The following is a 26,270-nucleotide window of genomic DNA, read 5'->3' on the forward strand; positions in this document are numbered from 1 at the left end:
TGAAGTGTTTTCCCTTAAAGTATCTCATGCATCATGCTCCTCAAATCATTTTTCTTACATTTTAAATTCGCTTAGAAAACTTTGCAACAGAACCCCCTGGAACATACCATCAAAAAAATGGGCCAATTCCGAAAAATAGCTATAGGATACCACCCGATATCAATAATAAGCCTATAATGTTGCAAAACAAACAATTTGATTACTGGAGTACAGCAAGCCAATTTGTTATGACTGAAACTGATAAAAGAATAGCACTCCTACTCACTTTAAAAGAATCAATTGATACAGAAACAATAATCAAAATTTCACTAATGCAAAATGCAATTAAAAATTTTAATTTGATTGCCAATACATATGAAGAAAATAACGTTCACAAAACATTTGATAACTTATTCATCCAAAAAGATATGATTAACTTTTATGAGGGATATATACATCTTAAAAAGTACTATAAACTTCAAAACCCTCATCATAAATAAATACTTTACAAAAGGTGTTTTCTAATTAACGAAGACACCTTCAATTTGAAATATTATAAAATACATAAAAATAAAGCACCTAACTTTCCAGCTCAAAAAATAAAACCCAGCATAGCTGAGTTATATTATTAATCTATTCAATTCTCTATTTTGAATGGGTGTTTCAATTAATAAATCTAAATAATATCCCTCTTCTGTATCAAAGAAATACTCCATTGTTTTCTCAAATTCTTCTTCTTCACTTTGCATATATTTCTCTACTTCATAATTAGAAAGCGCTGAAACCGATTGAGCAATTAGAGAATATACGAATCGCTCTGCTAACACATTATCTTCAAAATGCTTTTTTTCTTTTCGAAAACACCCAGGAGCATTATAAGTAAAAGAGACAAAACTTTTCATAATAAAATCCCCCTTTAATTGTCTTAAAATAATCAATGAATTTTCGTGCTTTTTTCATCTACTTCATCTAATAGTTTAAATCTGCCTTTTCCTGTTTTTATAAGTAAACCTTCATCAACTAACTGATCCATAATATTACGAACTACATTAACATCTAGTTTCATTTCCTGTTTTACACGTGTCACTGCAGTATCCCCTGTTCCTATAATGTAAGACTTTATCCGCTCATATGGTGTTGGTAATGGCTTTATGTTTAAACCATTGTTTGGACGTTCATAAGGGAACAAATCACATATATTTTGCAATATATCCTTAGTTTTGCCTTTAGATAAGTCAACTACAGGACTTTGAAACCTTACGTATTCTTCGCTCATGACAGGGCTTTTTAATAAAGCATCTCCTTTACCAAGTAACTTCACACCTGGTGCACTTCCAAAAACCGTTTTGTAGTCATGATAACTACCACAACTAAAAGCAATTTTCGTTGGTAAATTCGCCTTGATCAAACCGTCTACAACTTTAACTTCCGGTCTTTGAGTGCCACAAATCACATAAATACCTGCAGCTCTAGCTTTTTGACCTATTCGCACAATATAGTCTTTCACATCAGGGTTTTGCATGACTAAATCACTAAACTCATCGACAATACAAACAATATACGGAAGTTTTTCCACATCAGGTAAAACATTATAGTCAACTAAATCATCTATATCGTATTCTTCCATCAATGCATATCTTCGGTCCATTTCCTCAGTTACTGCAGCTAAGACAGCTGTTGACTCCTCAACTTCAGTAACTATTTTTTGAACATGTGGGAAATCCTTAAACTTCTTAAAATCAATACGCTTTGGATCAATAATATAAAAATGCAAATCATAAGGCGTTTTCAATAAACATAAGGACAAAATTACTCCTATTAAAAAATACGTTTTCCCACTTCCAGTTGCTCCAGCTATTAACATGTGTAAGGTATCTGTTAAGTCCTCATAGAGAGGCTTTCCATGTTCATCTAAACCAATAATGAAAGGTAATTTCGCTTCTTTTGTGAAAGTTAAAAAGTCGGAACTGCTTAAGATATCTCTCAAGTAAACAACACTTCGTTTCTCTTTTGGAAAACTAAACATAATTGAGTTCAGTTCTGAAGCAGATGATAATTGTAGGTCCTCTAAACCAACAGCTACCCTTATATCCTCTACATGTTTTTTTATGTCTCTAAATTTAACGTTAGAAGGAATTGAAAGGGTTACATGCATAATTGTAGACCCTTCTTCTATTTTGATAATTTCACACGATTCTTTTATGATATTTTGTTCTCTCATAACATTTAGTATCTTCAATGTATTCTCATCTGCTTCTAACCGAGCATTGCGTTCCTCTTTTGTATAAGGTAATAGTTCAACCACTTTTTCCATAAAGTCGGAACTGTACACTGTATTTGTGTCTGAATTACTTGTAGGATTAATAACCGTACATTCATTCGTTCCAATAACATCTCTTTTAATTTCTTGCCTCTCTTGATGTACAACCAAAGACAAAATTTCACTCTCACTTATATACTGTTTATTTTGGTTCACATGAATCTTTCTGCTTTTTATACCGTCTATAACATCCTCAGTTCCTTCGATTGGAGACATGTGTAGGCGATTAAAATAAGTTACTTTCTCTAATGAATTAGCAATTACATGCTGCAAATAATCTTTTCTTGAAGTGTCTTCAGCGTAGATCCCAATAATTAATTGATAATGATATAGCGGCTCCTTTATTTTGGCTTCAATATCCTTCACCTGAGAATTTTTATTTAATGGATAGTTCATACTTTCAAATAATTGATAAACATATTTTTGGAACTTCCGTTTAAACAAAGCATCTGATGGATTTGCTATTCCAGATAAATAGTCAATGTATTGCTCTATGAGGTCTTCTTTTGCTTTATCCTCTTTCTGAGTTAAAAATTGTATCAATATTTTTTCTCTTTCCTGCAGTACATCCTGTATATTTTGAAATATCCCTTTGTCATTCTTCAATGGAAATATACTCCCTTTTTGTAAAGACACTTCATACAGGTTCATACCACTGATTAGTTCTAAAACATAATGACTATCTATCTGCTCCTGAACTATCTCAAAGTTATTTCCTACTGGTGTAGATAAATAGTTGTTACAACCTTCTTTATAAATGATTTTCTCAAACCCTATTGTTGTATTCACATCACAATTTAAAACATATTTAACCGTGTTTTCATCAAAATGATTGATAGAATAGATTGTCGGTAATAAAACATCTGCTTGAGAAGTAAATCTACGCTGGAAATGTTTAAAAAACATCACCGATCCCCCAATTCGACTTATTTTTTCTTCCCTTTTTTCCATAGCTTCATTACTGTTCCTTTTAAAGGAATTCTTGTAAAATGACTCTTTAACGATTTTCCTATTGAAAACACATCATCTCCATTATCTTGGAAACCTTTTAAAAACCCAGGAGGATTCGCAACTCTATAGAAGCCACCAATTATAAATAAAATTTTCAATAAAATCATATTAGGTTCTATAAGTCCCCTTGTAGCAAATAGAACGATTGCCATAAAAGTAATAAATGTTGCATGTATAAGTTGTATCAGAGATAACTGCTTAACATTTTTCCACCATAGATTAAACCAATGCCGATGTTGGTCAAATATCCATGTACAGAATGCCAATGGGGTACTTATTACGAGTAACATCAAATCAAACCATCGTCGTCCAGCTTTTAATAAAACAGGGATTAGTGTAGAAATAAGTAGCAAATCAAAACCTATAAGTGCAATTAAATTGATTATACTTAAGGATCCATTTAGTACTAATTCACCAGCTTTTATTTCACTGACACCAATACCAGTAATTACATCAGAGCATAGATTCAACAAGGAGAAACCTTTTGCAAAAAGTGTAGGAGCAGCACCAGATAGTAATAATGCAAGAGGAATTCTGTGAAGGATTTTTCGTATAGGGGTGTGTGGTTTACGAAGCATCATATTTATCGAATTAATAGTACATAAAATCATGATTAAAATTAATGAAATAGTGAAAAATACAAGTGTCTGATCTTTAATAATTGTTGTTTCGAACAGAAATGCCGGTAGCTTTAACAAAACGTTAGATACTAACTCAAAAATTTCATTTAATAAAGTTACACTGCTATTATAAATGTGTTGAGGAAGATTTTTTATAAACAAATCAATACTATCAATTGCATCTGATATCCCTGTTACTTTTGACTTAATGTCTGTTAATAATGTACTAACACTATTAAAGTAATTACTTCCAGGAATAAATGAAAAGGGAGCAGGATCCTCTGATGTACTTGGTAGTTTGAATTGAAATTTATCTTCAAATGGCGCCCAAGGTTCAGCAGCACTTTCCATGGCATAAGCTTCTTTCACATGAAACATTAGGAAAGTAGTTGCTACGGTTGCATAGGGAATAAGGTTTCCAAAGCCTCTTGAAATGTAGGTAAGTACCTTGCGGGATCTATATACCACTCTAGATTTCCAAACATGGAGTGGAATAATAAAATGATGCAAAATATAGCGAGTGGCATTAATAATACTTGAATTAACCCGCGAATGATATCGTTGCTCCATTCCTGAGCAAACTTGTGTTTTCGAAACATGCGACAAACTCCTGCCAATACGGAACCTACTAGCGCAATTCCGACTGCTATTATGATACAACTCATTAATATAGCTAGTAATATTTGAATCATCTCTGCCGGCATTAATACTGCTTCGGCAGTATTGGATACTGTTTGAGCAGCAGCCGGAGATGCATATATTAGACAACTGCTTAACAGCGGCAAACTTCTTTTGGCTAACTCTAACCATTGGTACCTTTTCTTTTTTTGGCTGTTTATCACTTCCCTTTTTAGATTTTTCACAAGAAAAGGGACTTTCTGAAGTTGCTCATTTAACTTTTTTTCAACACCCTGATACTCGGGTTGACTGTGATGAAATTTTATTTTATATGTGTTACCCACTTGTTTCACAGAAAATGGATGACCTTGCCTTTCATCAGCTCTTTGATGCTCTAACATAAGTACACCCCATTTAAAAAATAATTAACTACTAAACATTCTCTTCGTTAAGTTCCTTCCTAATCGCTTCATAGTCATGAGTTGGTGGAGCTGACGCTTTAGACTTTGCCTGTTTCTTATTCTTTTTATCAAAAGTATGAAAATAGTCTATAGCTTTCGTAACACCTACTGTAAAAGCGCCCGCTATACCAAACTTTGAGACGGTCATTAAAAGAAAACCTATACCAGTCATTTTGTCATGCCACCTTTTAATTTCGGATTTGGTAAAACTTATTACGCCTGTGCCTGGTTTTATGACATTTATTTTTAAAATTAAATCAAAAAGTTTTAAATTTAAAACTTAAGGACAAAATAAAAACTACTCTAATCCTTATCCCGATAGAATAGCTCCTCAATTGGTGGATATTGTAGTGCAGCCCATATTTTAAAAAACGCTTCTAGGGATGGCTGAACATGATTATTTACGATCAAACTTATATTCCCCTTTTTTATATTGGTTATAGCAGCTAATTCAGCTTGCTTCATGCCGATATTTTTGAGATAATGCTTCAATTTGTTACGTAAAGGATACTCTGTATTAGAAGCTAAAATTTTTAAATAGTTTACATTAATCTCTTCAGTTTCTGTAGCTTGTTCAATCTTTTTTAAAAACGTCAAGATAATTCCTCTGACCAATATTTCTAAATCCACTTTTTCTTCAGCATTTAATTTTTTCCTGAAATTCTGATATCCTACCATTTCTACCAACTGGTCATATATTTCCTCTGATACCGTAAATTTAATCTCCTTCTCATCCATACTTGAATAAAAACCTCCTTTTGCGGAAATCGTAATACTACATGTTATAAGCGAAAGGAAAGTGATATGCGTGATTTCTCTATTAAAAAACAATGAAAAAGTAGATGAAATATTAGATGAAGTATTTGATGCAGGAAAAAGAAGTAAATAAAAAGGGTGAAATTGATGTCATTGAAATTTCTCGGAATGTGGTTACCTCAAACTGGTGTAACACCTGAATGGTTAGAAAAGCTTGAGATATGTGATGAAAGTATATTTAAAGAAATAGGTTTATCAAGAGAAAAGGTTATTGAAATCTGCCAACACCTACATGATAATAATATCTTAATTTAAAATCACCTTTCATATATAAAAAGTAAGACACACCTCTTGTCAGAGTATGTGTCTTTTAAACCTTATATACTTTTTTCTTCTTATATAACTATGTTTTGGTGATAACCTTGCCGCCAAATCCCACTAGCGTTATTACATCAGTTATCTTTGTACCATTTGTTGCATCCACACCGTAAAAAGCGTTTAAAGCATCAACAAACCAATTGGTGTTCTCTAAAACTGTATATCCATTACTTTTTAGTGAAGTAAAAATAGTAGCAACAGTATTAGATTTTTGAGAATCATTCATTTGTAACCAATCATTACCGTCTGTTACAGAAAAATTAGTTTCGCTTGTATTAGAATTAACAGCTTCATTTTTATTTTCAATATAAATCCCCTTAGAATTGTACTCAAACTGATCTCCAATTACTAAGGTCGATTCTTCTCCCATATAAATGTCAGTGTCATCTTTATAATACATTTTATATTTTTCATTACTCGTAGTAAACTCAACGGAACATATTTCACAAAGAAAACGTTTATCACAACTTAGATTACCGCGATGCTCCTTATTCAGTTCTCTAATTTTCTCCGTAGTACGTGCAAAAAAAATCAAATTGCTCTTTCTTACTTAAATCTTCAAAAGAGTCTTTCAAGGTTCCTATAATATTATAATGTAGATTCATATCATCAGACTCTATATCTTTTTCATATTTAACATCCGAAAAAAATTTTGTAAGTACCTCATCCGATTTGAGTGGTTCGATAGATTTCTGTACCTGTTTTTCTAATGATACTTCTGTCTCCTTTTTCTCCTTCTCTGTTACACCACACGATGTAAGTAGAAGTAAACTAATTTTCTCAAGTAACATGGGTCCTTTTACATAAATACTTTCAAAAACAGATAAAAAACGTAACCTTCTAAAATATTTACATTATTATAAACATAGTAGGTTTACAATAAATCCTTTTATCTTTATATAAATTATATAGGGATATTAAGACTTTTGAAAAGCTAATTAGTTATAACTTTGAAATAAGGCTACTTTTTATTCAAAACGATTAAACTTTTTTCGAATCTGTACCCGAGGAAAAAGTCAAAATTTTATCATATATTACTTAATCTATTCTTTTAATATGAATTAGAGTTCTTTACTAAAACTTCCTTTCATCTGCATGGTCATCAATAGATCTACATAAAGTGTAATAAACCATTTTCATATTCTTTGATTCCTGCTGGAGCCATGAATCGCGCTTTTTCGCACTTTTTATCCTATTATCATATCGTTTAGCTTCTTCACATCTAGACATATTTTTTTTATTTGAATAAGCGTTATGATAAGGATTCAATCCAACGAATAGTATTTGTTCAAAAAGCTTCCTTTCTTCAAATGTTGAATCAACACTTAATATATATACATCATATTTATAAAAATATTTAAATAACTCATAATCATAATTTTTAAATACTTTTTTCCCAGTTTTCTCATCAGTTACAATTTCTCTTTTATTAGGATCGTAAAAATAGTCACAAAGTTTAATATTTACTAGTTTAGTGTTATCACTTTTTCCTGTTAAATGTTGAGCAAATCTAACAAATAAATCTTCTGCTTCACCTATGTATAAAACCTTACCGTCATAATCATAGAATACATAGCATCCTGCTCTATCTTTGAGGCTGAAAAGTAAATATTCTGAAGTACTATCATCTTTATCCCAAAAATATTTATCTTTATATATATCAACAATTCCATGTAAACTAACATCCAAAGATGAAGATGAAAAATCCTCAGTGTTTTCAATAATAGTTATAATAGAACCAACTTCTTTATCATCTGCATCTTCTCTTTTAGAATCAAAGATCTTTTCAATATTACACATATAGGTACTGTACTCCTCTCAAATGGATTTGATTATTTAATTTTTGCATACACAAAATCACAAGAATTTAATTACAAGTATATCTATTCTTTTGTGTACTATGTCCGAGTGTGGATTACTTTCGGGGTAATCGTCTCATAATGCTTGTGTATAGCTAGTATCGTTGTACTGTGCAGTAAAAACTATGATGTCTTAGTTTTCGAAGAAATATTAATATTTTATACCTTGTTAGTGTTTGGAAAGTTGTCGATAAAACATCTACATCATATATCATTAACTTTCACTCGTAAATACTAACTCTTCAAAATCCTAAACATTTCTTCTTGATGTTTACTTGCTTTTTCTTCAGTCCATTTTTCATCGTGGAGATTGACTAATTCTTTCATGATCTTCAGTTTCAAGCTTTGTTCGAAAATGCTTGGATAGGAACTGATTTTCCCTGCAGGTGGCAAATTAGAAAACTTAGAGTTTCCTGACACAGTAATTAACGCAAGGTTTCCAAAACCATCAAGGTCATCCGATTCCCAATTTACACCCTCAGCTAGATGCTGTGGTTGGAAGTGTTCTATCGAACTTCTAAATTGAAATTGCCATTCATCACTCATTGGCGGGATTATTTCCTTATCCAAGTAAGAATACCCATCTTTGTATAAAAGATAATCAAGGTAAGTAAATACGATTCTTTCAAAACCAAATCCACTAGCATTCTCAAAATTTGATTTTATAACTTTTGTTTTGCAGTAATCTTCAAGAATTTCTATGATGTCATATGATTCATTCTCTAGTAACCTCGTTAAGACTAGTGAAATCCAATGCATTGTCTTAGGTGACGTGTAGGTTATGCGCAAGCAGGATTGCAGAGTTCTTATTTGTTTATTATTCTGACTATCATCATTGCCGAAAGTACCTACATATTTGAGCTTTTCCCTTTTCAAATCACTATATTTTTCTAAACGTTGTAACGACCATTTTCCAGTTTCTTTATACTCTCTAACATATTCTCGTTTCAAAATATATTTATCAAACAATACACGACATTTTAACATATGATATAAAAAGTTCTTTGCTCTATCAGCATTTTTCCAAGCCCATGATAGATTATTCAAAAAGTGTTTATCATCAAGTGTTGAATCTTCTTCTCCTAACTTACCAATGACTGCATTTACCTGTAATAAAAAATTGGGGAATGAAATAGTCGATTCAAAGCGCTCATTCTCATCTTCATCCTTACTTCCTCCATTATTGAGTAGCTTCTTATTTTTTAGAATGTCAATCAAAGGAACAGAATGTTTATCATCTTCATCATTCGGAATACATTCTTTAATTAAATCAAAATGGTCAATATGATCCTTGATGCTAGACCAATCTTTTGTAAAAAGAGCCCTTCTAACTTGGGGATCAAAATTCATTTGGATATATGAGTCCATATCAGAGCATTTTTCCCAAATCAATGCTGCAGTTTTTCTATCATGTTCTGTATCCAAAACTTCTAAAAACTTTGCCTTTGCTATTTCATGAAGTTCTAGTTGCTCTCCCCGAGTATTCATGATTTCAAAATAATGATTTAAATCTATACCTTGTGGAACTTGTACACGAACAAGAAAAACCTTTTCAAGTTTTTTCTTTAACTCATTTTTATCTATTTCTTTCGTTTTTCTAAAATAGTTTTCAATGATTTGATAACCCGCTAAGATTTCAACTGATACTAATTCCTCCAGTAATTCACCATTGTTCTTATTGTTTATCATGTGAAGTGTACGGTTTGACTTTTCCCGTGCTTCAAATCTCAACGAATCTTTCGCAAAATTCATGCCAAGATAATTTTCTAATAGAAATAATGTCGTCAACCTTTGTTGTCCATCTATTACTTCATAAACATTATTATCAGTTTGATTAACAATAAGATTTCCAAGAAAATAGTTTTTATTAAGATCGTCAATTGAACTATTAATATCTTCTATCAGTTGTTCAATTTGCATCTCTGTCCAAGCATAGTTCCGTTGATAAATTGGAACTACATAACTGATATTAGTAAAAATGTTTGATACCGGTATGATTTTTAAATGATTATCCATATCCTACCACCTATTCCATTCACAAAGTAAATCATACACTGCTTTGTACTTCTCTTTATTTTTATTCTCAATATCGGGTTGCTCCAAAACAATGAGCTTTAACTCTTCAGCATGATTCATATCACTAATTTCTGAAAACAGATCCAAGTTTTTGTTCAACCGCTCATGTTTTCCTCGTGCATATTTATTAATTGTTTGAGGATACACAGCATGCATAGTAAGTCGCAAAGAATAGCACCATGAATATAATTGGTGCATCACACCTTTAGATAGGCTTTCAATACCAAAGCGATCAGCAAAAAACAATAACGCACATTCATATAACTGTTTAATGTAAAGATCCCCAGAACGTCTACTCGGAATTTGTTCTTTCGTATGAACTTTATTTATTAAATTTTGTATTTGCTCAAGTTGATTTCCATAGTGAAGGGTATAATGGAAAAATCGTCTTCCTGCGATTAGTGGCTGTGTTAATTGAAATTGATTTAATGCTTTTGATGCAAGTAATTCATTGATTCCGTTTGCATTAAACTGTTCTAAGAAAAGGTTACTTGCTTTATGATAGATAGCATAATTAAATACATTTGTAGTTTTAATCCCTTTGAATACATCAATGTTACTTGCAGAATAGCCCAAACCATTCTTTCCTTTATACCATTGCGTCAACGGGAACAGATAACTTTTAAATAAGTCATTTAAATCATCCTGGTTCGCATTTTCCCAATCGTTGATAATTCTTACTTTCTGATGTTCGTCTTCATCATCCATCTCACGTAAATGATATGACTTCAATAAATCATGTGGGTCTAACTCTTTGCCACGAGAATTTTGCGAATCAAAGAATTGAAAAGCCTCTTGCTCGCTGTCTGTGACAATTTGAACTGTACTACAATGCTCTAGTAAATATTGTTTGTATTTGTTTTGCTCATCTTCTGAAAGTTCACTTATCCTCTTAGATAAAATTTCAAAATTAGTCACTATTACATCATTAGATAATTGATTATATTTTTCTCGTAATAGCCCTTGAGTCTCATCACCTAGACAGTATAGAAGAATTGAAATGGTTGTCAGTCGCTGCTGACCATCTACAATGTTGTATTTTTCATTTTCTTTATGTAAAATTACAGAACCAATTCTGTATTCTTGTGTACCTTCTTTATATGCATGATAAGTATCAAGGAAAAGCGTATTTGTAGACCTCACACTCCAACTATACGGACGCTGATATGATGGTAAGGCTAATTTTTTTCCAAGTAATTCTTGTATCTTTGTTATTTTTAATTCGTTATGAAGTAGAGCCACCCATAAATCCCCCTCGACAAAAAATTACTGAGTATTCCATAATTTCCTCTTGTTTTGAAATTCAATATATCGTTTAAGTGTGAGGCGATAATGAGAATCTTCTGGATACTCCCTATCAACAGATGCTATCAAAGAAGGAGTAAGCTCTGTTTCTCCATTATATAAACTTTTGTTAAGGATCCCGTTCCACCGACTAATATAATCTTTTACAGATTTGTCTCCCAAATGATAATGCTTTCTTAAAAAGTCCCCAAATTCCATACCATATCCCTCCCTCGCTATTATTTTCTAATATGCCTATTCCTTACCATCTGCTTCTTTTCCTTTTCAAAGGGAGCATAAAAATCATTAATGGAGAACTTTACTGCGCAGTATGTATCTACTATGTATTAAAAATGATGACTTAATTCTTGAACTAAACTGCCAGTTAGTTCAAGAAAAAGTCCTAACTTAAAAGCTAATAAGATTTCTTATCAAACTTTGTTTTAAATTATCAATCTTTATTTTAAAGCAACAGATATATCTACTTCAGTATCTGGCCCTTTAATTGAATTCTATTTTTGTTTGTTATATTCTCTTTTACAACACCCACAACACAATTTGTTAATTTGAAATAAAGTTTAATCTAAAAAAGTCGCACTAAGCAACCAATTTATTAAAATAAATTGGTTGCTTGAAAAATTATTCAAACAAGATCAGTAACAACTTTGAATCATTTTCTATCCGTTATAGTAAAGCTAATTTGATTTGTCTTATCTTTCCCTACATATCTATCATATCCGAAATCATATGTGTTTGGTGACTCGTTCTTGTCTACCTCTTTAGCTATTAACTTATCAATCTCTTCTATTGATAGATTAGGGTCTGCAATACGAATCACACATTCCATTAGTTTATGGTATTGCTCATATGAAATTTTATCCTCAAATACTTTCTTGTTTGTTGCAACTGATACGGAGTTCGATACCCAATCGCTTTTACCCATTTTAGCGTATAGTTCGAAACCCTTCCAGTTTGCTCTATAAATATTATCGTTTTCTTTATCACGATGTTCTATTTTTGAATCTTCAATCTCAATCATACCGTTTGAGTATTCTTTTAGCTTGTTTTCAAAGTCTAATTGATGTGTATATCCCTCTTCTATCTTATCAACATTACTATTTGTAGTTACAGCCCCTACTAATATCAGTCCAAGTATAATACTTAAAGTAATTTTATATCTCATTACTTTTTACCTAACTGATGTTCTTCATCAAAAATTGTATAGTTTACGGCATCCTTAGCGGATTCTTCTTCGTCTAGAAAATTAAAATCACCATCAATAAGATCCTGTAAATACTCATCAAAGCTGTTTGCAATTACTTCATATTCATCAGGGTCGTGTAAAAAACGAATGATTTGACCACATACCCCTTTGTCAGAAGGATTAAAATCAATATACAGTTTTGATGTTCCACTGTTGTTCATACAATCTGAAAAATGAATATACGTGCCAGGGAGAAGTCCTTCTGGATTTATCTTAGAGTCAACAGCATCCTCGTCATCTTGGTATTCTAAAAGATAGGAGACGTCCTCTCCTTCTTTTGAACTTTCGATCATCTCCTGTGTAGAAAGCAAATAATATGGATACTCTTCAACATCTGAACCTAAAATACATACCGTGACTTCGTTTTCTCCATATTTCCGCCAATATGTACCATCGATATTTTCAAGTAAAGAGATTAATGACTCTGGACAATTTGGATATTTCGTCCTTAATATATCAATATCCCCTTTTGTAGCACCGTATGCTTTATTTAGTGCTTCGAGATCATCTGTTGATAATGCTGCTTTCAAACCGTTTAAAAATTTGTTTACCAAATCCATTATTTTGTCCTCCCAATAATCAAATATAAATTTTCTTAGTCTATATACCTAACATAAATAAGATTTGGCTTTTAACTGTTTTCACATCTAATTTAATGAGTACCATTACGCTCTAGCTCTTCTCGATTAAAATATTGTTTTAGTAACTCTTTACCTGTTTTGATTGTAGTATAGTACTCTCCACCATACAGTTTCCCTTCTGATGGATTGTGAAAATCTTCGTATTTCTTGAATTCTTTATTTTCTTCAAATGATTTCTTCGCAAGGTCCATGTCTTCTGCTTCTATTTTATCAAACAATTTACCTATATCGAATACACCATCTTCATCAATACTCTCTTCTAAAAGGTAGTGTCTCTCTTCCTCTATAGGTGTTAGTTTACTTTTTGTAACAGAATATAAATGTTTCGTTTCTTCTACTTCTACCATAATGAAAATCCAACCTACTCTTACAACTGTACATGGTGCTAATCCTTCTAATGTCAGTGCAACTACCTTTTGGTCTTTCACAAATTTCCCCATCTTACATACCCCTTAATTTGTTTATTTTATTCTGTTTAAAGGTCGAAATATTTTCAAAGTGATGATACATATCTATAACCATATAAAACAGCAATTCCTTTTACTACAATTGTATTTTCTTCAATACTTTTCACTATCGCTTTTCCTGTTAAACGATTCATATATTGGATATAAACAGCAAATTCTATAGGTTCCTGTTTTTGTTTTGCTTCTTCAAAATAATATAATTCTTCTTCATAGGCACTTAACTCTAACTCCCAATCTTCAAAGTTAGTTTTATGTATGGATAGTGCATGAGATTCAGGCGATCCTATTTCATATTTTAAATCTTTAACAAAAACACGGTCTATGCCATGCCAGTTCCTTTTTCTTCCCATTTTGGTCATCCTTTTCGTTCCTATCAATAATTTTTTCTACTTCTATTAAGTAAATTATTGACTATAAGAATATTGGAATATTTCCATTTTTATCATACAGGATAAAGAGTAATTACACCAATTATTACCATGGGTTTCTAAAGTTTTTTGAAATGATGTTATTACCTTTTAACAGGTTTATTATTTGCGTACATCAAGTGTACAATGATATTTATTTTGCCATTATTGAAACAGAGTAATATAGTTGTTGTAGCTTTGAAATAAAGTTTGATTAAAATGAAGTCTTTCCTTGTGAATTACTATGTAATTTTTATAAAAAGTACGATTGTTTTGTTATCCATTATTTTGTTTAGTTCTCCGCTAATTAAGTATCTTTCTTTACATTATATTTACTATTAATCTTTATATTAGGTATAATAAATTCAGTGATATAAATAATGCCAGGGAGGTTTACAACATGCAAAACATAATGGAACGCCTCAACAATCCATTTATTAAATATCCATTAACTGTGATTTCAGCTATAGCTATAATAAAAACAGGTTATGATTTAGGTTCCTTTATTACAAAGTTAAAATATTTTTAAATCGTAAAAAGGCAATTGATTTTTTACAAAAGGTCAATTGCCTTAAATAATATAGAAAAAGCACCGCCGAAATCTTCAGCAATGCTTTCCCATTAAACGTGCTCTGATAATGAAAGTCTATTTTTTCTACTCATGAGTTCTGTATACTCACATATATTTATTTTAGATTTAAGATACGTTCTATTTCCTTCACACTCAACTTACTTGCTTTTGCAATAGTTTCAAGTGGTACACCAATTTCATGCATTCCACGGATCATCTGCATCTTCCCTTGCTCAATACCCTTTTCCATGCCCTCTTGTTCTGCATGTGCTAGCTTGGCTTGTTCATCTAAAAGCAATTTCTCCCGAGCTTCGTACGCTGTTCGGAAAGAAGAATCATGGCTCATATTTTCCCATTTATTTATTGCCTTTTGTAAAATTGGATCTTGATTCATCGCAATCTCCTCCAATGTTTGAGTTAAATGTTCATCTTCATGTGCTGGTAATAATAACATCCAACGAACAAATGTATTTTCCCACGGGTTTACTTTTTCTTCACGCCATTGTTTTACCAATTTCGGTATCTCTACAAAATGAATTTCAATGTCGTCACTTAGGGGTTGCTGCATTTTAGTATTCCATAATTGTCCGATGGTATGAAATGCATCATCCTGAGAAAATAAAATAAAATCTAGTAAGTTAATGGTAATAGTTTTCCGAAGTGAACGATATGGCATTCCTTCTTGCATTTGGGAAGTATAAAGTTTACTCCAGTAATATAAGGAGCGCTTCACCATATCATGTGTATTTCGAAGCTGAATTTCGATATTTACTTGCGTCCCATTATCCAGTGTTGCTAATAGGTCTAAAATTGATAACTTATCATCTTCATAAGATTTATGGAGATGTGGATCATCTAATTGTAGCGAAATAATAGGTGTATCTAAAGATTCCTCTAAAATTGCATTTAGGAAACCCGTTAAAATTTCCTCATTTCCTTTTGTTCCAAATAACTGTTTAAAAGCAAAATCAATGCGTAAATTCACTAATTTAGTGGACATGGATTTCCTCTCCCTGTCTATATCATATCTTATTACTATTGTACATAAAAAAAGGTAGCACATGCAAATAGGCTCTTTTATTATCGGGGTGTCTAAATCTATAAAAACTTTTGATTCCGATAAAAAGCGATTGCAAATAACATCGTTTTGTGTCACAACCTTTATTATTCGTCTATTTCTTGATCATATTATTATCAACCGAAAACCTACTTTGCTAATTCAAAATAAGCATATTTAACCAGCTTAGCTCTTAATCTGTTTGACCAATAATTGTTTAAATCGTATATATGATTTAAATTTCTCTCTTGTAATTCCTCTAAATTATTATCCCTAGAAATCTCTTGCATCCCCACACTAAACACATCACGATTATATATATTTGCATTCTCTTCAATATTTCCGACTACCTCTCTCCAAAAATCCATGTCTTTGAATTCTTCATCTAATGGTTCCTCTTTATTAAAATGCTCGTATGCACTTATACAACATTGTATATAGTGATCTAATCTTGTACGCGGTGGCAAATACTTCATTTCATTTAAATCCGCTTTAGGTCTCTTCCTCCCTAAGCTATTGTAGGATAAAGAAAATACAAAAACTGCACTAATTATATTAAGTATAAAGGCATGTGTCTTATTATAAACCACCCTTAATGGAACTTGTTCCACTGATTTATCATGTGCATACCGAGCTATTATACGTGTAGCAGCAAAAGCATCCGCATCCATTTCCAAAGTTCTACTTTCTAAGGGTTCAATAAAGTTTAAAGAGGAATCCATGTGCATTGTACTTTCGTTATCTTTCAAGTCAAAATGAATATATTTCAAGTGTCCATTTAAAATATGACCAAACTCATGATAAATAATAATGTCTATACTCATATCTCTTAAATACATCTGAAATATTTTTGCCTTTTTTAAACTATATTCCTCTGTTGGCAAAAGAAGATTAAAAAATCCCTTTCTAACAGCTTCATTTTCAGGAAGTACTCCTTCTAATAAAGTAAATAGAAAATTATCCACCGTATAAATAAGGTCAATATAAAGTACCAAAGAATACTTTTCTCCATCAAAACGACTAAATCCACCATATTTACCAGCAGGTATTTTTGATTCCACATGCACTTCTATTTCTATATCTAATTCCTCATTTTTTTCAGCCTTATATAAATTCTTTAAATGCTCAATTTTTTCCAAGGCGCTTTGTTTTAAATATTCTTCGGCTCCTACTGTTTTCAAATTAATATCCTCCTCATAAAACACTTTATCGAAATAACCATATAGTTATAAAAATATATTTTTATAACATTTTCTATAATATTACACTTTAAAGAGAAACTAAAAACCTACCATAAATCTATAAAGACTTGAAGTAAACTTGAAGAGAATTTTTTTATAGATCATTCATAGGATTCCTTTAGCAATAATAATAGTATTTTTATTAATCAAAACTAATTTCATCATTTTTCTTTTCTGAATTCCTACTTAATATAACTAGTTTTAGTTGTTCATAGATTTTCTGGGTATCTGGTGTACTTTCAGCTTGTTTACGCTCACGTTTTACCATAGCACCATTTTCTACCAATACATCATCTTTAGTTTCTGCGACTATTCCCATGTGTTCAAGTACCCCAATACGTTCTAATCTTACCATTCCCTCTGACTCTTCAACTTCATCTGCATCATCAAATATTTCTGACTTTCCTATTTTTGTAATTTTTTCTTTTTCTTTTTTTAGTTTAATTGCTGGTTTCTCTTGTAACATGCTCTCTTTTTCTATGTTAACTTCAGCAGCTTCAATAACTTCTAAAAGTTTATTTTTATCATTTACTTTTTTATTTGCTCTTGCTATAGCTATTTTTACTTTAATCTCTCTTAATGAAAAGGATATTTGATTTAGTATTCTTCCTAACCCATAAAAACGAATTGCCTCAACTATAACACCCATTACAATTCCAAAAATCCATGAGCTCGAAAAATACCCAACTAAGCCAAAAGTTACAACTCCTGGTAAATATAGGCCAGCATAGGCTATTAAATTAGGTATAACTTTTTCTACGGTTAATTTGAAGCTATATTTAATTATCAAATATATAGCACTCAACCCCACTATTAAACCAGCCAGACTTAATAATAAATTTTTAAAAGTTTCAACTATCATTGCAATTTCCTCCCTTACTGTTTTATTTTAAATTTAATTAATAAATTCCCCTTTCCTCGCTACTTTTTCTACAACAAACCTATAAGATGGAATTACATAGCACATAATACCTTCACCCGCTAAGTACCTTGTAGCTCTTTCTAATTCGATAAATTCCTTTCTTTTAGCACCCTCTAAATCATCTGCTCCAAGCATTTCAAAATCATAAGGTGGATGATTTCGCTGCACTACCATTGTCTCTATAGCTGCATTACTGCAGTAATCCAGTAATTCCATAGCAACTTTGTTACGGGCCTTATATACCTCAACTCCGTATGTTTTCATTTGATTTTCATCACTATCTAAATGCTTCGCTATTTGCTTTAATATTCGCCCTTCGCCACAAGTTGGATCAAAAATATTTATTGAGCCTTTTGGTTTATTAAATAATTCAACTAGATATTTTCCTTGTTGCTCCGGCGTCGCGAAAAAGCCACTTCTTAACTTGTTACCGATATTACTCAAAATTACATCTCCCTTTAATATTTTTACTTTTTAATACAACAAAAAAGCGGTCTTCGGTTAAAGATATTAAGCACATTGGGCTTAATTCTCAGTCCGAAAGACCGCTGATATTTGTGGATATAAAAATAAAATTAAAAAGTATACTTTTATTTTAACTATAAATCTAAAATAATTCAATTTGATTTAGTATAAACCAACTCTTGATTCAAGTGTAATCTAGCATATTACGAACCACTGCTGGCAGAAACAGTCGTTACAAATGAAGCGGCAAGTTGTGGTTGTGCTATTATATCCGTCTACTGCACCTGTAATAGAACTTCTATCAGTAAAAATTATGATGTTTCTTTAACCTAATAGTACTATCATATAAGTAAGAGGGGAATTATGCTTACAGTAGAGAATATGTTAGCAGTTTCGGCTTAAATTTAACATACAAATTTGTCTTTAATTGGGTAATAAGGCAATGCCATTACCTCCTCAAATTACTTTCTTAAATATGCCCATCAGGAAAAGTACTAAAAAAATCTATTGCCTCTTTTAAAACTTCTATTTCTTCTATTAGCAACCATACTCTCTCATCAGATTTCTTAGGGAGGTTATTAAAAACATTTTTAGCTATAAGACCTCTCTTTTCATCTATTGATTTTAATTTAGGAATTAATCTTTTAAATTCCAATTCCATTCTAGGTAAAGCAATATTTATAGCCCATTCTTTAGCCTTAAGCCATAGAGCATAGTCTGTAACATGGTCAAATGGTAAATCATTAGCCTCAGACCTAATTTTATTATAAGTATCTATTTCTTCCTCTGTTAAGTATTCAAGAACATTGTCAATATCATTTACATTTTGGATAGTCCCATTCTTTCTCTTTAAATCCTCAACTTTTCTGATGTTTTCAATCTCATTTGTAACCTCTTGAGCTTGTTCCTCTGAGACATCAGCACCTAAATAATCTATTGCATTTCTTACAAAGCTATCAGTTCTATACATATAAATTTTCTGTTGAGTTTTATTTAGAAACTCCTGAATTAGTTGAGGATGAGGTCTTTTGATTTGACCTTTATCTTTCTCCCACCAATCCTCTTTCCTATCTTCAGTTATCAGAATTATTGGAGTTGGCCTGTCCTCTTTTTTAGCTCTATCCATTATTTGATACCAAACAATTAAATCTCCATATAACTGCTGATACCTAAAATTCCCATAAGTTCTATATCCTTGTTTATTTTTATCATTCTTGTCTTTAAAGCCTGGAGGAACATCATGCTGAAATCTTTCTTTTCCTGCTTTTTCAATTGCATCAATTTCCTTTTGTGAATAAGGTTCCCCTACTATTCCATCTAACAACTCCAATAAATCCTTTTGAATTATGTTAGAGTCAGGTAGGTTTTTAGTTTCTTCCTCTAATTGTTCATGGAGCTTTTGATTTGATTGTTCCATGCTTTCAATAAAGAATTGAAATTTATCTGTCATTATGTATGGATGTTTGCCTTTAACTGTACTTAATGTTTTTTCAGCATCCTCTTTTAGTTTCTTTAATTCCTTGCCTAATAAATCATAACCCTCATTTTGCTTAAACATATTGTCCTCATGATTAAAAAAGTACTCAAGGGCAACTTGATGAGGTATCCATAGCCTGTTTGTATCTTTCAGTTTCTTTAGAATATCTAACAGACTTTTGGTTGATTCCTTTGAGGTATATTTGTAAAAATTGATTAAAATATTTGTATCAACTACAAAAATTGCTTTTTCCCATAACTCTTTAAATTCATCTTCTGTATAACCTATAAAACCTTTAAATTGCTCTAACAAGGTTAATCCTCCTAAAACTCTATTTATCTACCTATAAATACAAAATCAATCATTATGTAAATTAACATTAACCATAATAAACTTAATATAAAATTTTCAGCTATAAAAAGGTGGGAGGGCCCACCTTTAGACTTTTTTGAGACATCATCTGCCTCTTGAACTCCCTCAAAGTAAGTCAGTAAAAAATAAATGTCCTCCCCTAATTCATTAAAAATTAAAGCAAATTCTTCAGTTGAAAATATAGCATTAGTAGTATTTAAAGGGATATTAAAGTCCATAAGAGTGGTAAAAATTCCTGATTGCAAAGTATCTTCTACTTTAAATAATCTTTCTCTTAAATCCTCAGGAATTACTGATATATATTTTGTTATAAATGAGTCCACATCTTTAGAGTTTTTATCTTTAAAATACTTTGTATATTGTTGGGCAGGCCATTCAACCTCTTTTAACATGTCAAAAATGTTATTTGTTTGTACTTTAGAATTGAATTCTACTACCTTTACATTTTTACTTAGAAAATCAGATTTTACATGAGTTTGTATATTGGTATGTAAATTCAATACCTGTTTTTTAACATCATTAATATTGTTGATGTCTCCTTTTGTTTCACATGGTTTTTTTGTTATGAAATTAATATAGTCTTTAGCTAATCCCATCACCATCTTCTCATATCTTTTTCCTAGCATCTTATATACTTTATTTTTTGCTCTTTTCTCCTCATTCTTTTGCAATAAGTAAGCAATAAAATAAGACCCAATGAGGATAAATAAGCTATCAACTATAATGCTTGGAATTAATGAAAGCCAGAAAACTTCTGTTAGTCCAGTTCTATAATGCTGAATTACCAGCATTACTATAGATAAAACAATAACAAAAATCCAAATTGCTATATGTTCTTTTAATGGCATTAACTTTTTAAATTCCCTCAATTCTTAACCACCTCCTTAGTTTATTCCCTTTGAAAATTATACCATTTATATAAACTTAATAGATATAAATGGTCGTTTATTCTTTCCCTAGTAATTAATTATATAAAGCAGAAAATGAGGACTTACAACTTTCATTCGCACAGCTAAACTGTACCAGTGCATCATCATTATGGTTGTATTAGGCTCTTTAAATGAATGACAAACAGGACATTTTGTAGGTAGGGGGTAGAGGTTAATGAGAGGAGTTTTTTGTCTGCATTAGTTAATAGAAAAAAATTACTTTTTCATTATTTCCTTTTTACCTTCCTTAACACCATCCTAGTATTGTTATTATCTTGACCTATCCTTAAAACCCTTGTAAAATCAGCTATGTAATGAGGATGAACTGTATTTATTCCATTTATACAACCCATCAACACCCTTATATTTTTTTAGATCCGAATTAATTGATACATACATATTCAAGTAAAAAAAGATCATTTCAACAATGACCTTTACTTCTCATGTATTTACAACCTTTTTAACTATTCTTTGGTTTGTTTGCTGGAAAATTAAAAGCTTTAAAAACTTCTAAATGCACTCCAGTAATTTGCCCCTCAATAAAATCGATAAATTTATTAATCTCCATATTAGGTGCCTTTGAATTAAGAGTAAAATCATAAGAAACAATGGCTTTAGTACCATCAATGTCATAGTATGTTAGATTAAATTTCGGATGATTTTCTACTCCTTTGACTAATTCATCAAAAAAGTCTTTAATTGAAAAACCATACACCTTTGGTCCTTCTCTCTCTTCAATGACTTCTACCTTAAGCTTCATATCTTCAATTTTAGTAATATTTATTTGAACCTTCTTCATAAGAGCAGTTTTTGGTTCACCATAATTTACAAGTGCATACGTAGTATTTAATTCGAGTTGTCTTAATTCCATTTTCATCGTTGCATCTCTTGATAAAAATACTCTCATAATTATATCCCCCTTCTAAAGTATTTCACAAAATAAGCACAGGATATATAAGCATATTTTGCATTACTACCAAACATGTTGTTATCCTTTTAGCCAAGAAAACCCCTTACTCAAAGAACGCAAAGTGAGGCGGTAGAATATGGATTAACTTGGTACAAGCGATGGCAGGATGCCCTCTTTATTGTTCAGCAGATAATAAATTGTTACTTAACAATTTGTCATGATCACTTCACTACGCATCGAATGTATGTTTGGTTTATAATAGACATATATCGAAATGGAGGTGAAACAAATGATTATCAATAAAGCATATAAATTTCGTATCTATCCAAATAAAACACAAGCAACTCTAATCAATAAAACGATTGGTTGTTCTCGTTTTGTATTCAATCATTTCCTATCTCTATGGGATAACGCATACAAAGAGATGGGGAAAGGTTTGACATATGGTACATGCTCTGCCAAACTTCCTGCAATGAAGAAAGAGTTTGTTTGGCTCAAAGAAGTGGATAGTATTGCGATTCAGTCGTCTGTTCGCAACCTTGCGGATGCTTATACACGCTTTTTCAAAAAACAAACTAGTGCCCCGCGTTTCAAATCTAAGAAAAACAACGTACAATCTTACACCACAAAACAAACAAATGAAAACATTGCCATTGTAGGGAAAAAGATAAAGTTGCCGAAACTAGGTCTTGTTCGATTTGCCAAGAGTCGCGAAGTAAAGGGACGTATTGTAAACGCTACGGTTAGAAGGAACCCTTCTGACAGATACTTTGTGTCATTGTTAGTTGAAACAGAAGTGCAAGAACTTCCGAAAACACAATCTTACATTGGAATGGATGTGGGACTAAAAGATTTCGCCATTTTGTCAGATGGAACAACCTATAAAAATCCGAAATTTTTTCGGTCATTAGAAGAGAAGTTGGCGAAAGCACAGCGTGTTCTTTCTAGAAGATTGAAAGGATCTTCTCACTGGAATAAACAACGAGTAAAAGTAGCTAGAATTCATGAATACATGACAAATGCTAGAAAAGATTACTTAGAAAAAGTCTCAACTGAAATCATCAAAAACCACGATGTTATCGGTATAGAAGATTTGCAAGTATCGAATATGTTAAAAAATCGTAAGTTAGCAAAAGCAATTAGTGAAGTATCTTGGTCACAGTTTCGAACCATGTTGGAATATAAAGCAAAATGGTACGGCAAACAAGTCATTGTCGTATCGAAAACATTTGCTTCCAGCCAATTATGTTCTAGTTGTGGATACCAAAACAAAGACGTTAAAAATCTAAACCTACGTAAATGGGACTGTCCCTCTTGTCATACACACCATGATAGGGATATTAACGCAAGTATCAATATAAAGAATGAAGCGATAAGACTTCTAACCGCAAGGACTGCGGGGTTAGCCTAATAAATTAGCGTTCGATAGAACTCATTACTTAGGAATCCCCCACTCTTAAACGAATTGACAGTGGAGGAAGTTCAAATTCTATAGATATACAATCATTTCGTAATTCATTAATAATATCCCTTTTAATACTAGTTATTATAATCAAAGTTCATACAGCTATTACCGTATAGCAACTATTTATTAACATAATTTTATCATGTTATGTTGTACAATATCAAACTACATTTCAGAAAAGTCTATTTAATCTAAAAATTAAAAATAAACTATTACCATATGGCAACCCTTTATGTTAATATAAAACAAAGGTATTACATTACTTCACTTTTTTGTGTCTATTAAGGAGAAAGAATGCGAATGAATATAACACCGGAACTAAAGAAATGGCTCACACAAGAGCTCATGATAACTAAAGATGTCGCTGCGCTTCTTGGAGTTTCTAATGCACGAGTTAAAGCTCTGGTTAAAGACGGCCGTTTAATCCCTATTAAGTCTGAAGAAAAATGTACTATTTTCCTTCGTTCTGAGGTTGTTATATTAAAAGAAGAGTTGAGAATTAACCGATCAAAGTTTATGAAAAAGGATCCAAAAGATAAATAATATGATTAGACAAGGAGGATAAAAAATGAACAATACAATTCAAAAATTGGTTGATAAAGACGCTAAGAAACTAGGTGCGAAAATACTAGTATTAAAACTCAAAAAAAATAACCAACCTACAAAATCACGTGTGTTAATTAAAGTGAAATATTCCAATTGCATCGAAGTACATTTGCGAGACAATTTACACTCCACTACAAATGTTTCAATTTTAGAGAGTATCAATGATGTACAAGAACAAATAATCTCAGCTTTAGGCATACATGATATTAGACTAAAATTTTTACAAGATTCCCGCTGGTTTTTATATGGGCATGATGGTACGATCCGTGAATTTTGCTATGGAGAATTAGAACCAATCCATTTAGATTCAGGCCACTTAGACCAAGACTTCTTAAAACTCACCCTAGACTCTGCTCCATATATTACTTTTGATGTAAGTTTCCCTAAGAAACAAAAGAAGAACATCATTAACAAAAAACACCATCAACTTGAATTCCATCTTAACTAATTTAGCCTAAATAATATATTTTCATTTACAACCATATTTAAGGAAGTGATTTTTTGAAATCCCTTAAAGACCTTTTTAAAAGGAATGCCAGGCCGCAATTTCCTATTCAAGATACTAAAGAACTTTCCTCCAAAGAAGTTGATTATTTAATTTTAGATTTAAGAGTTAAAAATGAGGATAGAAAAACATTAGATTTACCGGCGCCTGTTAAAGAATTCGGGGATTTAATTACTGAAAAATTAGTAAACAAATTAATGTACGATATCCAATTTAGCGAACTAGAGATAACAATTTTAAACGGATTTTATCGTGACGTAAATGTTTCTTTTATTGAATTTCTATTGTTAACCGATTTAATTCATTATGAAGAGCCTAATAAAATAATAGCAGACTTACAAATACAAGGTTACTCTTATATAGAGGGCATTGGATATTTACGGTTTAGAAATTATTATTAAACTAATAATGAGTTCAACGATTTTGTTATTCTGAAGCATAAATAATAATTTAAATATAAAGTAGAAAAGAGAACAGACGTTTACGTATCCTGTTCTCTTTTGGTTCACTTAAAACATGGCCTACTGGACATAAGACAATCCCTTTATAGGGAAGTCGAATCATTAATTTAGTATTTATTGATGTGATTTAACATATTTTCTTTCCATTTGCAAAATGGTTCAATTATCTTCATCATATATTCATCTGATAAGGTACCATTTAATTCATTTATAGCAAATTCACCATTGTTCCCTATATGTTTTTTATAAAATAATAAAGCTTCTTCCATCTTTCCTAAGCCTATTTCTAATAATGTTGTGTTACTAGCCAAATTAATTGAAACAAATGGTTTCTTAAATCCTAAATCTTCTAATATTGTCACACACTCTATTACTTCCTCGTCAAAGTCACAATCAAGGTAAAAGCCTGTTACATTTTCGAAAGCTTTCTCTACTATGTTACGCTCAGCTTCTCGTTCACTCCCATGTTCACTATAACCCGCGGCAGCCATTACCATCCCAGTAACAAACTCATGGTAAGATTCTAGGACGTACTTAATATTATTATGTTGTTGACTATACTGATTTAGATACACGTCACTCCCCCTATTTCTTTAAATATTTTACTACTGCTCCAATTTGTATATAGATAAAGAAGACATAGTAAAAACACTATATTTTTCGACTATAACAGCCGAAATTAGCACTTCCGGATTAAATTTTATTATTTCTCTCTTGTTACTTTCTCTTTTACTCAGAACAACGTAAAGTTCGTAAACTTCCTTTACATACATTCATATCTGAACCTTAACTCCAAATGCTCTCAAAACATTAATAATATCTTTTGCCTTAAGATGAATTTTGGTATTTGGCTCACAAACACCTAATTCAAACAGTGTAAATAATGTATTATCTGCTACATCTTTAACTATGACTTGTTTTGACTTTAAGTAGTTTTGAAAATGTTGCAGCTGATTTAACGTAAGAATTATAGGTACTTTTGAGACATTTGATTTTTCATCAACAAAATAGATTTTTAAAATCATGTCCCCAGCACTCATCTCCTCAATTATTCGAAACTCATCGTTTACTTTATCCTTTTGTAACTACTCAGCCACCTTTTGGTGTCTTTTTTTAATTTTACTAGTTTCATATGCCTCCCATTTGTA

At 31.4% G+C, this 26,270-nt stretch carries 32 protein-coding genes; 7 read left to right on the plus strand and 25 right to left on the minus strand.

Annotation, left to right across the window (positions count from 1 at the left end; translation table 11 throughout):
• Positions 1–176 precede the first annotated feature (176 nt).
• Entirely contained in the window at positions 177–479 is a 303-nt protein-coding gene (locus tag ATL10_RS28035) for a hypothetical protein (protein ID WP_110497949.1), read from the plus strand.
• 120 nt (positions 480–599) lie between these two features.
• On the opposite strand, the gene ATL10_RS28040 is transcribed toward ATL10_RS28035, so the two are convergent.
• The 6 genes from ATL10_RS28040 to ATL10_RS28065 form a co-directional block, all read right to left on the minus strand.
• Positions 600–881, minus strand: a complete 282-nt coding sequence (locus ATL10_RS28040) for a hypothetical protein (protein ID WP_047956844.1) — start codon at positions 879–881, stop codon at positions 600–602.
• Positions 882–913: 32 nt separating this feature from the next.
• Positions 914–3,250 carry an FtsK/SpoIIIE domain-containing protein gene (locus ATL10_RS28045; protein ID WP_258375818.1) on the minus strand — a complete coding sequence of 779 codons (2,337 nt, stop codon included), beginning with the start codon at positions 3,248–3,250 and terminating at the stop codon, positions 914–916.
• Positions 3,226–4,308 carry a hypothetical protein gene (locus ATL10_RS28050; protein ID WP_110497953.1) on the minus strand — a complete coding sequence of 361 codons (1,083 nt, stop codon included), beginning with the start codon at positions 4,306–4,308 and terminating at the stop codon, positions 3,226–3,228. Before ATL10_RS28050 ends, ATL10_RS28045 begins: the two co-directional genes overlap by 25 nt.
• 14 nt (positions 4,309–4,322) lie before the next feature.
• Positions 4,323–4,949: a hypothetical protein gene (locus ATL10_RS28055; protein ID WP_110497955.1), complete on the minus strand. Its 627-nt coding sequence runs from the start codon at positions 4,947–4,949 to the stop codon at positions 4,323–4,325.
• Positions 4,950–4,980: 31 nt separating this feature from the next.
• A complete protein-coding gene (locus ATL10_RS28060; RefSeq protein WP_000145721.1) occupies positions 4,981–5,181 on the minus strand; it encodes a hypothetical protein in 201 nt (66 codons plus the stop codon).
• A 131-nt stretch (positions 5,182–5,312) separates the two neighbouring features.
• Positions 5,313–5,747 carry a helix-turn-helix transcriptional regulator gene (locus ATL10_RS28065; RefSeq protein ID WP_110497957.1) on the minus strand — a complete coding sequence of 145 codons (435 nt, stop codon included), beginning with the start codon at positions 5,745–5,747 and terminating at the stop codon, positions 5,313–5,315.
• A gap of 165 nt (positions 5,748–5,912) precedes the next feature.
• Between ATL10_RS28065 and ATL10_RS31440 the strand changes: the two genes are divergently transcribed.
• Complete coding sequence (locus ATL10_RS31440; protein ID WP_000053591.1) at positions 5,913–6,080, plus strand: hypothetical protein; 168 nt, start codon at positions 5,913–5,915, stop codon at positions 6,078–6,080.
• Positions 6,081–6,168: 88 nt separating this feature from the next.
• Here ATL10_RS31440 and ATL10_RS28070 read toward each other — a convergent pair whose 3' ends face one another.
• From ATL10_RS28070 to ATL10_RS28110, 10 genes are all read right to left on the minus strand, one after another.
• On the minus strand, positions 6,169–6,678 hold the full coding sequence (locus ATL10_RS28070; RefSeq protein ID WP_258375819.1) for a hypothetical protein: 510 nt from the start codon (positions 6,676–6,678) through the stop codon (positions 6,169–6,171).
• Complete coding sequence (locus ATL10_RS32040; protein ID WP_258375820.1) at positions 6,644–6,934, minus strand: hypothetical protein; 291 nt, start codon at positions 6,932–6,934, stop codon at positions 6,644–6,646. The genes ATL10_RS28070 and ATL10_RS32040 overlap by 35 nt, the downstream gene beginning before the upstream one ends.
• Positions 6,935–7,217: 283 nt before the next feature.
• Positions 7,218–7,943, minus strand: a complete 726-nt coding sequence (locus tag ATL10_RS28075; protein WP_110497959.1) for a GIY-YIG nuclease family protein — start codon at positions 7,941–7,943, stop codon at positions 7,218–7,220.
• A gap of 293 nt (positions 7,944–8,236) precedes the next feature.
• Positions 8,237–10,018 carry a DUF262 domain-containing protein gene (locus ATL10_RS28080; RefSeq protein WP_110497961.1) on the minus strand — a complete coding sequence of 594 codons (1,782 nt, stop codon included), beginning with the start codon at positions 10,016–10,018 and terminating at the stop codon, positions 8,237–8,239.
• A gap of 3 nt (positions 10,019–10,021) precedes the next feature.
• Entirely contained in the window at positions 10,022–11,320 is a 1,299-nt protein-coding gene (locus ATL10_RS28085) for a DUF262 domain-containing protein (RefSeq protein WP_110497963.1), read from the minus strand.
• 24 nt (positions 11,321–11,344) lie between these two features.
• Positions 11,345–11,581, minus strand: a complete 237-nt coding sequence (locus ATL10_RS28090) for a hypothetical protein (RefSeq protein ID WP_110497965.1) — start codon at positions 11,579–11,581, stop codon at positions 11,345–11,347.
• 451 nt (positions 11,582–12,032) lie between these two features.
• Positions 12,033–12,545: a hypothetical protein gene (locus ATL10_RS28095; protein WP_110497967.1), complete on the minus strand. Its 513-nt coding sequence runs from the start codon at positions 12,543–12,545 to the stop codon at positions 12,033–12,035.
• Positions 12,545–13,186: an SMI1/KNR4 family protein gene (locus ATL10_RS28100; protein ID WP_110497969.1), complete on the minus strand. Its 642-nt coding sequence runs from the start codon at positions 13,184–13,186 to the stop codon at positions 12,545–12,547. Before ATL10_RS28100 ends, ATL10_RS28095 begins: the two co-directional genes overlap by 1 nt.
• A gap of 92 nt (positions 13,187–13,278) precedes the next feature.
• Positions 13,279–13,707, minus strand: a complete 429-nt coding sequence (locus ATL10_RS28105) for a hypothetical protein (protein ID WP_110497971.1) — start codon at positions 13,705–13,707, stop codon at positions 13,279–13,281.
• A 53-nt stretch (positions 13,708–13,760) separates the two neighbouring features.
• Entirely contained in the window at positions 13,761–14,093 is a 333-nt protein-coding gene (locus tag ATL10_RS28110) for a transposase (RefSeq protein ID WP_110497973.1), read from the minus strand.
• Between the two features lie 448 nt (positions 14,094–14,541).
• Between ATL10_RS28110 and ATL10_RS32045 the strand changes: the two genes are divergently transcribed.
• The gene (locus ATL10_RS32045; RefSeq protein WP_258375821.1) at positions 14,542–14,670 is read left to right on the plus strand and encodes a hypothetical protein; all 129 of its coding nucleotides are present in this window, start codon (positions 14,542–14,544) and stop codon (positions 14,668–14,670) included.
• A 157-nt stretch (positions 14,671–14,827) separates the two neighbouring features.
• Here ATL10_RS32045 and ATL10_RS28115 read toward each other — a convergent pair whose 3' ends face one another.
• The 7 genes from ATL10_RS28115 to ATL10_RS28145 all read right to left on the minus strand — a co-directional run bounded on the left by ATL10_RS28115 (position 14,828) and on the right by ATL10_RS28145 (position 22,082).
• Positions 14,828–15,712 carry an Rpn family recombination-promoting nuclease/putative transposase gene (locus ATL10_RS28115; RefSeq protein WP_110497975.1) on the minus strand — a complete coding sequence of 295 codons (885 nt, stop codon included), beginning with the start codon at positions 15,710–15,712 and terminating at the stop codon, positions 14,828–14,830.
• 206 nt (positions 15,713–15,918) lie between these two features.
• Positions 15,919–16,950, minus strand: a complete 1,032-nt coding sequence (locus ATL10_RS28120; protein WP_110497977.1) for a hypothetical protein — start codon at positions 16,948–16,950, stop codon at positions 15,919–15,921.
• A gap of 202 nt (positions 16,951–17,152) precedes the next feature.
• Positions 17,153–17,872 carry a hypothetical protein gene (locus ATL10_RS28125; RefSeq protein ID WP_110497979.1) on the minus strand — a complete coding sequence of 240 codons (720 nt, stop codon included), beginning with the start codon at positions 17,870–17,872 and terminating at the stop codon, positions 17,153–17,155.
• A 33-nt stretch (positions 17,873–17,905) separates the two neighbouring features.
• On the minus strand, positions 17,906–18,376 hold the full coding sequence (locus ATL10_RS28130; protein WP_258375822.1) for a DUF6094 domain-containing protein: 471 nt from the start codon (positions 18,374–18,376) through the stop codon (positions 17,906–17,908).
• 490 nt (positions 18,377–18,866) lie between these two features.
• Positions 18,867–20,186: a PIN-like domain-containing protein gene (locus tag ATL10_RS28135; RefSeq protein ID WP_110497981.1), complete on the minus strand. Its 1,320-nt coding sequence runs from the start codon at positions 20,184–20,186 to the stop codon at positions 18,867–18,869.
• A gap of 23 nt (positions 20,187–20,209) precedes the next feature.
• Positions 20,210–21,094: a hypothetical protein gene (locus ATL10_RS28140; RefSeq protein ID WP_220037386.1), complete on the minus strand. Its 885-nt coding sequence runs from the start codon at positions 21,092–21,094 to the stop codon at positions 20,210–20,212.
• Positions 21,095–21,635: 541 nt separating this feature from the next.
• The gene (locus tag ATL10_RS28145; RefSeq protein WP_110497985.1) at positions 21,636–22,082 is read right to left on the minus strand and encodes a hypothetical protein; all 447 of its coding nucleotides are present in this window, start codon (positions 22,080–22,082) and stop codon (positions 21,636–21,638) included.
• Positions 22,083–22,374: 292 nt separating this feature from the next.
• Here ATL10_RS28145 and tnpB point away from each other — a divergent pair, with 292 nt between their 5' ends.
• The 4 genes from tnpB (at position 22,375) to ATL10_RS28165 (ending at position 25,062) form a co-directional block, all read left to right on the plus strand.
• Positions 22,375–23,496 carry an IS200/IS605 family element RNA-guided endonuclease TnpB gene (gene tnpB, locus ATL10_RS28150; protein ID WP_110497987.1) on the plus strand — a complete coding sequence of 374 codons (1,122 nt, stop codon included), beginning with the start codon at positions 22,375–22,377 and terminating at the stop codon, positions 23,494–23,496.
• Between the two features lie 354 nt (positions 23,497–23,850).
• Complete coding sequence (locus ATL10_RS28155) at positions 23,851–24,093, plus strand: helix-turn-helix transcriptional regulator (RefSeq protein ID WP_001027913.1); 243 nt, start codon at positions 23,851–23,853, stop codon at positions 24,091–24,093.
• A 25-nt stretch (positions 24,094–24,118) separates the two neighbouring features.
• Positions 24,119–24,604, plus strand: coding sequence for a hypothetical protein (locus ATL10_RS28160; RefSeq protein WP_110497989.1), 486 nt, complete (start codon positions 24,119–24,121; stop codon positions 24,602–24,604).
• A 53-nt stretch (positions 24,605–24,657) separates the two neighbouring features.
• Positions 24,658–25,062 (plus strand): hypothetical protein, encoded by a 405-nt coding sequence (locus ATL10_RS28165; RefSeq protein ID WP_110497991.1) that lies wholly within the window; start codon positions 24,658–24,660, stop codon positions 25,060–25,062.
• Positions 25,063–25,229: 167 nt separating this feature from the next.
• Here the strand turns inward: ATL10_RS28165 and ATL10_RS28170 are convergent, their stop codons facing one another.
• Together ATL10_RS28170 and ATL10_RS28175 are read right to left on the minus strand one after the other, a co-directional pair.
• Positions 25,230–25,697: a hypothetical protein gene (locus tag ATL10_RS28170; RefSeq protein ID WP_110497993.1), complete on the minus strand. Its 468-nt coding sequence runs from the start codon at positions 25,695–25,697 to the stop codon at positions 25,230–25,232.
• Positions 25,698–25,895: 198 nt separating this feature from the next.
• Positions 25,896–26,162, minus strand: a complete 267-nt coding sequence (locus ATL10_RS28175) for a hypothetical protein (RefSeq protein WP_258375823.1) — start codon at positions 26,160–26,162, stop codon at positions 25,896–25,898.
• Positions 26,163–26,270: the final 108 nt, after the last annotated feature.

It is taken from the genome of Bacillus sp. 196mf (genome assembly GCF_003217275.1).
Lineage (GTDB): Bacteria > Bacillota > Bacilli > Bacillales > Bacillaceae_G > Bacillus_A > Bacillus_A thuringiensis_S.

Excerpts from the sequence above, each read along its gene's own strand:
- ATL10_RS28035 (WP_110497949.1), top strand. The coding sequence starts at position 177 with ATGTTGCAAAACAAACAATTTGATTACTGGAGTACAGCAAGCCAATTT.
- ATL10_RS28040 (WP_047956844.1), bottom strand. The coding sequence starts at position 881 with ATGAAAAGTTTTGTCTCTTTTACTTATAATGCTCCTGGGTGTTTTCGA.
- ATL10_RS28045 (WP_258375818.1), bottom strand. The coding sequence starts at position 3,250 with ATGGAAAAAAGGGAAGAAAAAATAAGTCGAATTGGGGGATCGGTGATG.
- ATL10_RS28050 (WP_110497953.1), bottom strand. The coding sequence starts at position 4,308 with ATGTTTCATGTGAAAGAAGCTTATGCCATGGAAAGTGCTGCTGAACCT.
- ATL10_RS28055 (WP_110497955.1), bottom strand. The coding sequence starts at position 4,949 with ATGTTAGAGCATCAAAGAGCTGATGAAAGGCAAGGTCATCCATTTTCT.
- ATL10_RS28060 (WP_000145721.1), bottom strand. The coding sequence starts at position 5,181 with ATGACTGGTATAGGTTTTCTTTTAATGACCGTCTCAAAGTTTGGTATA.
- ATL10_RS28065 (WP_110497957.1), bottom strand. The coding sequence starts at position 5,747 with ATGGATGAGAAGGAGATTAAATTTACGGTATCAGAGGAAATATATGAC.
- ATL10_RS31440 (WP_000053591.1), top strand. The coding sequence starts at position 5,913 with ATGTCATTGAAATTTCTCGGAATGTGGTTACCTCAAACTGGTGTAACA.
- ATL10_RS32040 (WP_258375820.1), bottom strand. The coding sequence starts at position 6,934 with ATGTTACTTGAGAAAATTAGTTTACTTCTACTTACATCGTGTGGTGTA.
- ATL10_RS28075 (WP_110497959.1), bottom strand. The coding sequence starts at position 7,943 with ATGTGTAATATTGAAAAGATCTTTGATTCTAAAAGAGAAGATGCAGAT.
- ATL10_RS28080 (WP_110497961.1), bottom strand. The coding sequence starts at position 10,018 with ATGGATAATCATTTAAAAATCATACCGGTATCAAACATTTTTACTAAT.
- ATL10_RS28090 (WP_110497965.1), bottom strand. The coding sequence starts at position 11,581 with ATGGAATTTGGGGACTTTTTAAGAAAGCATTATCATTTGGGAGACAAA.
- ATL10_RS28095 (WP_110497967.1), bottom strand. The coding sequence starts at position 12,545 with ATGAGATATAAAATTACTTTAAGTATTATACTTGGACTGATATTAGTA.
- ATL10_RS28100 (WP_110497969.1), bottom strand. The coding sequence starts at position 13,186 with ATGGATTTGGTAAACAAATTTTTAAACGGTTTGAAAGCAGCATTATCA.
- ATL10_RS28105 (WP_110497971.1), bottom strand. The coding sequence starts at position 13,707 with ATGGGGAAATTTGTGAAAGACCAAAAGGTAGTTGCACTGACATTAGAA.
- ATL10_RS28110 (WP_110497973.1), bottom strand. The coding sequence starts at position 14,093 with ATGACCAAAATGGGAAGAAAAAGGAACTGGCATGGCATAGACCGTGTT.
- ATL10_RS32045 (WP_258375821.1), top strand. The coding sequence starts at position 14,542 with ATGCAAAACATAATGGAACGCCTCAACAATCCATTTATTAAATATCCA.
- ATL10_RS28115 (WP_110497975.1), bottom strand. The coding sequence starts at position 15,712 with ATGTCCACTAAATTAGTGAATTTACGCATTGATTTTGCTTTTAAACAG.
- ATL10_RS28125 (WP_110497979.1), bottom strand. The coding sequence starts at position 17,872 with ATGATAGTTGAAACTTTTAAAAATTTATTATTAAGTCTGGCTGGTTTA.
- ATL10_RS28140 (WP_220037386.1), bottom strand. The coding sequence starts at position 21,094 with ATGCCATTAAAAGAACATATAGCAATTTGGATTTTTGTTATTGTTTTA.
- ATL10_RS28145 (WP_110497985.1), bottom strand. The coding sequence starts at position 22,082 with ATGAGAGTATTTTTATCAAGAGATGCAACGATGAAAATGGAATTAAGA.
- tnpB (WP_110497987.1), top strand. The coding sequence starts at position 22,375 with ATGATTATCAATAAAGCATATAAATTTCGTATCTATCCAAATAAAACA.
- ATL10_RS28155 (WP_001027913.1), top strand. The coding sequence starts at position 23,851 with ATGAATATAACACCGGAACTAAAGAAATGGCTCACACAAGAGCTCATG.
- ATL10_RS28160 (WP_110497989.1), top strand. The coding sequence starts at position 24,119 with ATGAACAATACAATTCAAAAATTGGTTGATAAAGACGCTAAGAAACTA.
- ATL10_RS28175 (WP_258375823.1), bottom strand. The coding sequence starts at position 26,162 with ATGAGTGCTGGGGACATGATTTTAAAAATCTATTTTGTTGATGAAAAA.